Raw genomic sequence first — 8,692 nt, 5'->3', positions numbered from 1 at the left:
TTAACTGATGTGGGCTAAATGAATTTATCAAGGTACTAATTGTGTAGGCTCTGATTTTTAATCAGAGAATATCGGTTAAAACTAAATTTGCGCAAAAATATTGACGGTATCCTCCTTTTGCCATGTATTATGCAACATGACGCTGCGTAACAAGCAATACCTTAAGCAGGCGGATTCTTCAAAAAAGACAGAGAACCCTCAGATCATTTGAAAATGCCTGAATGCCTCTATGATCGCGTCTTCCTTTTCCTTTGGCGTCTCCGGCGACCGGCTGCCCTCACTCTTTGGAAGATTATCATTCTTCTGCTCGATGATCCCGCACTTCCGTTTCGTCTTCGCGATATTCAGGTGCGACACATAGAATCCGCAATGCTCCTGCACCCGGGCCTGGATCTCCTGATAGGTACGCCGCCGTCACATCCATCGCGTCCATATCGGCCTTCACGCTGATGTGATTCTTTATCTCAGAAAGCTTGGACAAAAGACATACCGTCTCCACGTAGAATTCAAGTCCGGGATCACAATCGACATTGAAGCATAAAAAGACTTCTCGCCGCCGATGCATTTACCGGTAGTGAGGAGCCTTGGTCTGTCTTTTTTTTATTGTTCCTGTGTCTCGATACATTTAGTCCTTCGGTATCGAATATAAAATATCCCAATTAAGATTACATTCAAAATAGTCACTACAATACTTGCTTCTATCTTGTATGCTCCTCCTGACAGCAGCTTATTTGCAGAAGCTGTCATGGTCAAAATACTCGGATAATCATCGGCAAGACTAACCCCTCCGAGAATCAATGCCCCGATGATATTCCATATGGAATGTGCCATTATGGGTGCAAGAATTGTCTTCTCTGACTCATATAGCGCCGTAGTAAAAAGACACATCGTAACTACATTTATGACAGGAATAACTCCCGCTTCAAATGCGCCGCCATGCATAAACGTAAATATCGCGGTTGTAACAATAACGGCTGCGGGAAGATTGAATCTTTCTTTCAAAAGCTGATATATATATCCTCTTACAAGGAGTTCCTGCATGATCACATTAAGAAATGCTGAAAGAATCCAAAGCCATAAGAGCGAGATTTCATTCTTACCGATAACTTTCAGCTGTTCAGAAAAAATAAGAATGGCCGCAGTTGCTCCAATCCAGATGATACCTATTACAATTCCACACAGTGCCCCTTTTCCTATGTTTTCTTTTATTGGTATGTTTATGGTTTTCTTCTCGAACAGCCAAAAGGCAACTGTGAACAGTATCATGACAGTCAATGGGATCAGCTCCGCGAAAAATCTCCATACAGCGGGATTGTCGCTCGGAATATCAATGATTCCGGATAACACAGCCCATCCTATAAAGAAAACCACTATCTTCACAATTGTAATCAATAATTTCTTCAAAAAGCCTGTTCCTCCTGATATAACGTGTAATTATTGTATTTTAGCATCATCACCATTCCGACATCTATCTCACAGCCACAGCTTTCCAACATCTAACCCGGCTACTCAAAATAATAACATCTATCGTGGCAGCTCAACCCTCGCATTATTTGACCTGATTTGCCTTTAGATAAGTTACCGAAAAGCGTTTTTGAATTGCTCTTGCAGGATTCTCAACGGCCTTCATATATGGTGGAGCATCACTTTCCACAACGCTGTTTGCACCAATGATTGCACCATCTCCAATGTGAATGCCGGGAATGATCACCGAATTTTGCCAGGTCCAAACATCATTTTTGATAACGGTATCTCCTTTTAATGGCAGATCCGTCTTTGCAGGCAGCGACATTTCCTATCCCTCCAAGGTATAGAACGGGAATGTAGATACAGCGTTCATCTGATGGTTTGCACTGTTCATCACAAACTCAACTCCGGCGGCGATTTGACAGAACTTTCCGATGATGAGTTTGTCATCATTCCACTCGTATAAGTGTGAAACATGACTTTCAAAATCCGAATCGGCAATATAAGTAAAGTCCCCGACAATAATATCGGATTTGTAATCATCGACTTCACATATATTTCTTTATCATACCCTGCATTTGGATAGATTGTATTGGGGTTGCGTGTTTTCCGTCTTTCATCTTAACCACCTCTTCAAATCCCGATTTATCTATTTCTTATATTTTTTTCTGAATTTTGAAATATGAAGCAACCACGCCAAGAATAAGCACTATTTCTGCAAAAGTCATGAACACAAAGACAGATGAATCTGGTATACAAAACAATGCAAAAACACATGCCAGTTCCAATATACAAGCTGCAACAATCCACAAATTAGAGATTGCAAGATTAAATCTTTTTACATCATCTACAATTGGTCGTTTTGTAAAATTGAAGAAGCATACTGCTTTTGTTTCTTTGCGAGCATTCACACCAAGCATCAGAAAGATAAAGGTTGGAATGCTGCAAATCATTAATTTCATCAGCATAATATTACCTATTTATTTTCTAATCATTAACCTATCCTAAATAATTCCAAATTTGCGTTAATGACTTGTACTTCATTTTTTGAAAAGTTATTTTCATTATAAAGTACATTTTCTAGTTGCTCTCTATTTAATGAACTCCAGCCTCTCAGTGCAACAGAAGTATAATTTTCCCATTTTGCATATTTTTTTATAGCTTCTAATACCTTTCTTTTCGTTTCTGCATCTTTGCATTTTACAAACAAATCAATTAAATCATTTTCATATTTCATCAGAATTTACCTCATTTCTTCTAAGGAATGCTAAACAACTTCTGTTTCTAATAAATTATAACAGCAGAAAAAGAACGTACTAGTACAAAAGCAAAATACAGTTAATGATTCAGAAAGGATAAGTAAGGAATACCCAAAGTCCAATGCTCCTCTTATATTTGCTTCTTCTGTTCTCTCTCATTTGGTTGTTCCTTTTCATTCAGTATCATCTCCGCATTTTTTCTGGCATTGATCAGATCCCGCATCCGATCTCGTTCTTTCCTGTACTCGGCATACTCCGCATTCTTCTCTCTGGCAAGACGGGTGAACTCTTCATTCAGCTCCGCAACTCTTGGAATCTTCTTTAATCCGAGCTGATCGAAGGCATCCTTCGCCGCCTTATGAAGTGTGATCTCCTCTTGGTGCGCCTCAAAGAACTTCCTGCTGTATCCAGCCTTCCGGTATTCTACATAAACACTTCTTGTCTTGCTGTAATTGATGATGTGCATCCGCAGAGCTTTAATCTCCTTCATTCGTGCTTCCTTCTGTTTGATATCAGAGAGCAGTTCATCGGTTCGTGCTGCAGATTCCTTCGACATCTGTTCCAGCTTTGAGAAGTCATGGATATCGTTCTCCTGCAGAAACAAAAGGACCTTTGCCATCTGCTTCAGGTTATAGACTTTTGCCCAGCGCTGATAACCAATTCCTTTGCCCTGCTGGATCTTATCCTGCAGATCGATCAAAAGATCAATCTTCGAGCGTTTGCCCGAGAGCTGGCCGGCAGAATGGGATCTCTGATCGTCTTCCAGAAACTTAATCAGATCCTGTGTCCGGAATCCTTCACTCAGAGAATCCAGGCGAATAAAACGCTTCTGTGCTCTTCCCTTTACCGCGATGTGTTTCCCGCGTTTGATCTCATATCCCTGCTGGGAAATCTGTTCCAGAAGATCCTCAAAATCCTTCGGTTTCTTATTCAAAATATCTTCAATGACAGCTTCCAATTCACTGCGGATCGTATGCCGTTTCGGATAGACCGTTCTCTTCGTCCGCTCGGCGTAAGGTTTCTTCTTGATGATGCTGTAGCCATGCTCGAAGCATTCGATATCGGAAAGCCGCTGAAGAGCGATCCCGGAGAAAAAGAAGTTTTTAAATTTATGCGTATTATCAAGATCGATGGAATTGAAAATAATGTGATTGTGGATATGAGCTTTATCTGTATGCGTTGATACGGTAAAGGCATGTCTCCCTTTGGTAAACCGCATGGCAAGTTCGTAGCCCATTTTGTTGCATTCTTCCGGTGTGATCTCCCCGGGCTTGAACGACTGCCGGATCTGATAGGCAATAATATCTCCCTTATATTCCCGGCCGGTTGCTTCCTGGTACTGACGCCTGGAAAGAAGAAATTCTTCTGCTGCTGTTTCAGGCTCACACTCATATGATGAGATGAGTGTCCCGTTCTCCGTCTTATCCGGATTCTGTGAATAATCGATCCGCTCATGCATGCTGGCGGATACACCTTTATCCTTATTCACATGCAAAGCGATCAGTCTTGTTGCTGCCATATTTCCTCCCATTATACAAAAAACCGGGGACCATCCCACTGAAGAAGCGGAACAGTCCCCGATAAGCAATGATCCAAATTTTCTTATTATGAGTGAATAAAACCAGAAATTCCTTCTCTCGCTGATTCAAGTAAGACGATGACAAGTGCTGCTGCAAAGAGTACAAGAAAGCAGATTCCTACCAATACAGTCAGAATCAGGCAATTCAGCCATTGCTGGCCAAACAGACACCAGATATCGCATCCGATAATGAGGAACATCAGCGGTCCGATGATATAAGACGAAAGATTCGTCAGCAGCTTGAATAAAAGCTCTGCAATCCCCACAACCAGAAATAGCGGAATAGCGATAATTTTAAAGATAATACGAATAGCCAGCATGATGATCTGCCCCCTTTCCCGTTTCTGATTTCAGTTAAACAAGACCCGAAGGAAATTGCAAGGATGTCAAAGAATGCCTTATCGCACGGTAGACAACGCCTCAAGGATTCCCTTGCCTATCTCCATAATCACGGAGAACTGCTCCTGCAGGTCTCTGATATCTTCTTCGTAAATGCGGCCGTCCGTATTCGCATGCTTTGCGTATTGATTCAGATTGTTGCTGCAGCGCTTCATGAGAGTCACCAGTTCCTTGATCTCCTTCAGATCCAGATGAATGCAGTAGCCATCCAATGCCATTTTTCGGATGTAGGCACTCATATTGTGGACACCGATCTCTTCCATCTTATCGTGGATTCTGTTCCGATCATCCTCTGAAATCCGAAGGATAATAACTTCCTCTTTCTTCAATTTTCTCACATCCTCATTCCAGCATATTCCTTCTCGGAGATCTGCTGAAGCTTTCGAATGACATTTGCAAGCATCCGGTCCAGTTCCGTTTCGTCTTCTTCCAGTGAACTTCTCACCTTCTTCATGGAAGCAATCGTTTCCGACAGGCTTTTCTCTCCGTACAGCATCAACAGCATCCGATCATCCTGATTCCATTTCATTTGCCCTCCTATTCCCGGTTCCGATCGATCATTTCCGGAAAACCGATAAACAGTGGTGCTTCCTTTTCCTTCATCGCATTCAGCTGATCCAGTACAGACTCTTTCTTCTTTTCGCATTTGCAGGGGACCGCTTCGTCCGGTAGGTTATTCACCACACCATCGAGCATATTGTCATTCTGTTCCAGCATATCTTCCAGTGTGCGGATATGATTCTTATGGGAATAAAAGCCCTCCAGCGGCGTAAAGCCGACCGAATCCACATAGTGTGCAGAGACAGTTCCGCTCTGCCGCAGCATCACCACATCACTGACTGAAAGGCTGTGACCATGGAAATTCTCCGGCCGGTCTACGTTGAACTTCTCATACATCTGTTCCAGCATGACATTCTGATCCGTATACGGAAGTAAGGGTGCCGCATAAATCACTTCATAGTGATCAATGTCCGGCTCCTTCCCAGCTCTCCTTAAATTGCTGTAAGATTCAAATCTTTCATCCCGCGTTTCATCTTCATGGCTAAGCTGCAGGATTGCATAGGTATCAGTGCTGTCCGTAAGGAATGCCTCGATCTTCTCGGGCTCTGATTTTCCGTTGACTTCATCCCATTTCACAATGTCTCTGCTCATATGGTTTCCTCCGCTTTTTCAAATGGCGAACCGTACATTTTCACCCTCTCCTTGGCTGCCATACTTTGCTTTTTCTTACGTTCCTCGCTGTATGGCTGCCGGATGCTGATGTACTTCTTCGGCACTGTAAACATGAGGCAGTGCTGACTGCCTTTCTCTTTCAGAACAATGAGACCTGGGTACTTCCTGGAAAGCTCCAGAAGGCGTTTCCCAAGTTTCTGGTCATACGTGTAAACATTGGCTGTCTCCAGCTCATTGTCCCAGTTAATAATGGTTTCCTGCTCAGCAGGCGAAAGACGATAATTCTTCATCGCACCTCCTCCTTTGATGAGATCAGCTTTCCTTTTTCAGGGGCCGGCTTGTTCTTTGAAATCTCATCGATGCGGTCCAGTATGGACTGTTTCTGCTGTACAGAGATCTTTCCCTGCTTCTCATATCGATCCATCAGATCAAGCAGATCCGCGGCTTCCGGCGCAAACTCGCCTTCCTCTTCCACTACTTCCTGCAGGTAGTCCCGGTAACCGGAGAAATTTCCCTTCAGCAGCTCACCTTTGATCTGTGCAAAGCCTTCTTCTCTTGAACTGACCTCGTCCATATATCCGTAAGGATCAAAATCATAACCAAACTGATCAAGTCCAGCTGCCAGCTCATCGACTATCACATTTTCATTATTCATGTTGATCTCTTTTCAAATTCCATGTGGAAGGACGGACGCTGCTTCTCATCCGCCGTCATATGAAGGATTGCGTTGTACTTCTTACCCGTTCTCTGGGAAGTGCAGCCGACAAGCTTTGTCTGTCCGTCGGAAAGAAGCTCCGTAACAACTGGTTCTGTCAGTTCTTTCCCGATCTTCTTGAAATACGCATTGTCTCTCCAGAGCCCGAAATGGCAGTCCTGACAGCTGCAGAACCAGCCCTTCTGTGTTTCCATCACGTCGCTGCCGCAGACCGGGCACTTACCTATGATTTTCTTTTCATTCATATCTCTGATATTCTCCTGTTTTTCTGTTTCCTGAACGATGGCTCTTACCATCTCTTCTATTTCGTCCATGAATTCTTCCGGTTGCAGCTGGTCTTTCTCCACCTGCAGAAGTTTCTGTTCCCACTCCGCCGTCATGGAAGGAGACTTGATCTTCTCTGGCACCGCACGGATCAGCGCTTTCCCGGTCTCTGTCGGGATCAGGTTATTTACCTTCTTGTCGGAGACACGGTTCAGGAATCCTTTTGACACAAGCTTTTCGATAATGGCTGCCCGTGTTGCCGGTGTACCGAGTCCCTTTCTTTCCGCTTCGTCCGGTGTCTCCTTCGCGCCAGCCTTTTCCATTGCAGCAAGAAGAGAGTTCTCCGTGTAATGATTTGGCGGTTCTGTTTTTCCTTCCCTGCATTCCGCTTCTGTAAAGGTAAGGTGATTGCCTTTCTGAAGATCCGGAAGCACAGCCGCTTCCTTTTCTTTCTTCCGGCTGAAGAAACGATCCAGGAGCCGCCATCCGGCATCCTGCACTGTTCTTCCTTTGGCGGTAAAATCAGCACCACCGGACTTCATAACCATCCTGGTCTCCATATACTTCATTGGATCCCCTACAGCAGCGAGAAGTCTTGATACCACCAGTGTCAGCACCTCTTTTTCGCCTCTGGGAAGATCCTCCAGCTTACTTTCCGCCATGCTCTTTGTCGGAATCACAGCATGATGGTCGGTGACCTTTTTGCTGTTGATGACCTGTTCCGGATGCACAGAGAGCTTATCCTTCCAGCCAAATTTTCCTGCGACTGCATGGCAGAGATCCGGCAGCATCCCTGCCATGTCATCCGTCAGGTACCGGCTGTCTGTCCGGGGATAGGTCACCAGTTTCTTTTCATAAAGACTCTGCAGATAATCCAATGTCTGTTTTGCCGTATAACCGAGCGTCCGGTTTGCCTCCCGCTGAAGGCTTGTAAGATCGAAAAGAAGCGGCGGTTTCTCACTTTTCTGCTTTTTCTCAACGCTCTCGACAACTGCTTCTTTTTCCTGCATACAGGCATCCATCAGATGCGCTGCCTCATCCTGCGTTTCAAAGCGTCTGCTCACCACATCAAACTCAGGAAAGTGAAGCGTCACGGTGTAAAAAGGCACCGGAACAAAAGACGAAATATCCTTTTCCCGGTCCACGGTCAGGGCGAGTGTCGGTGTCATGACGCGGCCGATATTCAATGTTTCTCCATAGAGGCATGAAAAAAGCCGGGTTGCGTTGATACCGACGATCCAGTCGGCACATTCCCGGCATAAAGCTGACTCATACAGCGCATCGTATGCAGCTGACGGCTGCAGCTTCTCAAAACCTTCTTGGATTGCTGTATCTTCCATGGATGAAATCCAGAGACGTTCAAATGGTTTTCGGCTTCCGGTCTGACTGTAGACAAGCCGGAAGATCAGTTCTCCCTCTCTTCCGGCATCGGTCGCTTCCACAAGGCTGTCAACATCCTTTCTCTCCATCAGTTTCTTCAGCAGCGTGTACTGTTTTCTTGTTGAGGAAGAGACAAGATATTTCCAGTGCTCCGGCACAATCGGCAGACTCTCAATGTCCCATGTCCTGTACCGATCATCATAATTCTGTGGTTCCGCAAGCTCAATCAGGTGTCCGAAGCACCAGCTTACCAGATAACCGTTCCCTTCCAGATACCCATCCTTTCGCTCATTTGCGCCGATCACCTTGGCAATGCTCTGTGCAACGGATGGCTTTTCCGCAATTACTAACTTATGCATAGTCATACATTATGAGACGTAAACGTCTCCATCACCTCTCTTTCCATAATAAAATCGACAATTACTTCACATAACATACCCCTTCTGCTGTTAGTGT

At 44.5% G+C, this 8,692-nt stretch carries 13 protein-coding genes; all 13 read right to left on the bottom strand.

The features are described 5' to 3' along the window. Nucleotides 1-198: 198 nt before the first annotated feature. Complete coding sequence (locus ACTNEN_RS13120) at nucleotides 199-357, bottom strand: RNA methyltransferase (RefSeq protein ID WP_441206928.1); 159 nt, start codon at nucleotides 355-357, stop codon at nucleotides 199-201. A gap of 243 nt (nucleotides 358-600) precedes the next feature. Next, nucleotides 601-1,404, bottom strand: a complete 804-nt coding sequence (locus ACTNEN_RS13115; RefSeq protein WP_441206927.1) for a lysostaphin resistance A-like protein — start codon at nucleotides 1,402-1,404, stop codon at nucleotides 601-603. 145 nt (nucleotides 1,405-1,549) lie between these two features. Next, entirely contained in the window at nucleotides 1,550-1,792 is a 243-nt protein-coding gene (locus tag ACTNEN_RS13110; RefSeq protein ID WP_441206926.1) for a hypothetical protein, read from the bottom strand. 331 nt (nucleotides 1,793-2,123) lie between these two features. Then, nucleotides 2,124-2,435 (bottom strand): hypothetical protein, encoded by a 312-nt coding sequence (locus ACTNEN_RS13105; RefSeq protein WP_441206925.1) that lies wholly within the window; start codon nucleotides 2,433-2,435, stop codon nucleotides 2,124-2,126. 26 nt (nucleotides 2,436-2,461) lie between these two features. Continuing rightward, nucleotides 2,462-2,704, bottom strand: coding sequence for a hypothetical protein (locus ACTNEN_RS13100; protein ID WP_441206924.1), 243 nt, complete (start codon nucleotides 2,702-2,704; stop codon nucleotides 2,462-2,464). Nucleotides 2,705-2,856: 152 nt separating this feature from the next. After that, on the bottom strand, nucleotides 2,857-4,245 hold the full coding sequence (locus ACTNEN_RS13095; protein ID WP_441206923.1) for a relaxase/mobilization nuclease domain-containing protein: 1,389 nt from the start codon (nucleotides 4,243-4,245) through the stop codon (nucleotides 2,857-2,859). 86 nt (nucleotides 4,246-4,331) lie between these two features. Continuing rightward, the gene (locus ACTNEN_RS13090) at nucleotides 4,332-4,625 is read right to left on the bottom strand and encodes a hypothetical protein (RefSeq protein WP_441206922.1); all 294 of its coding nucleotides are present in this window, start codon (nucleotides 4,623-4,625) and stop codon (nucleotides 4,332-4,334) included. Between the two features lie 78 nt (nucleotides 4,626-4,703). Next, nucleotides 4,704-5,033: a plasmid mobilization protein gene (locus ACTNEN_RS13085; RefSeq protein WP_441206921.1), complete on the bottom strand. Its 330-nt coding sequence runs from the start codon at nucleotides 5,031-5,033 to the stop codon at nucleotides 4,704-4,706. Between the two features lie 5 nt (nucleotides 5,034-5,038). Further along, nucleotides 5,039-5,233 (bottom strand): transposon-transfer assisting family protein, encoded by a 195-nt coding sequence (locus tag ACTNEN_RS13080; protein WP_441206920.1) that lies wholly within the window; start codon nucleotides 5,231-5,233, stop codon nucleotides 5,039-5,041. Between the two features lie 8 nt (nucleotides 5,234-5,241). Beyond that, nucleotides 5,242-5,856, bottom strand: a complete 615-nt coding sequence (locus ACTNEN_RS13075) for a YodL domain-containing protein (RefSeq protein WP_441206919.1) — start codon at nucleotides 5,854-5,856, stop codon at nucleotides 5,242-5,244. Continuing rightward, on the bottom strand, nucleotides 5,853-6,167 hold the full coding sequence (locus ACTNEN_RS13070) for an immunoglobulin (RefSeq protein ID WP_441206918.1): 315 nt from the start codon (nucleotides 6,165-6,167) through the stop codon (nucleotides 5,853-5,855). The genes ACTNEN_RS13075 and ACTNEN_RS13070 overlap by 4 nt, the downstream gene beginning before the upstream one ends. Beyond that, nucleotides 6,164-6,532: a hypothetical protein gene (locus ACTNEN_RS13065; RefSeq protein WP_441206917.1), complete on the bottom strand. Its 369-nt coding sequence runs from the start codon at nucleotides 6,530-6,532 to the stop codon at nucleotides 6,164-6,166. Before ACTNEN_RS13065 ends, ACTNEN_RS13070 begins: the two co-directional genes overlap by 4 nt. After that, entirely contained in the window at nucleotides 6,529-8,601 is a 2,073-nt protein-coding gene (locus ACTNEN_RS13060; protein ID WP_441206916.1) for a DNA topoisomerase 3, read from the bottom strand. Before ACTNEN_RS13060 ends, ACTNEN_RS13065 begins: the two co-directional genes overlap by 4 nt. Between the last annotated feature and the right edge of the window lie 91 nt (nucleotides 8,602-8,692).

Origin of the sequence: Oribacterium sp. HCP28S3_H8 (assembly GCF_052064775.1) — a bacterium.
In the GTDB taxonomy this organism is placed as follows: domain Bacteria; phylum Bacillota; class Clostridia; order Lachnospirales; family Lachnospiraceae; genus Oribacterium.
The sequence above is the reverse complement of the archived record's forward strand: the minus strand, read 5'-3'. Positions and strand labels throughout refer to the sequence as shown.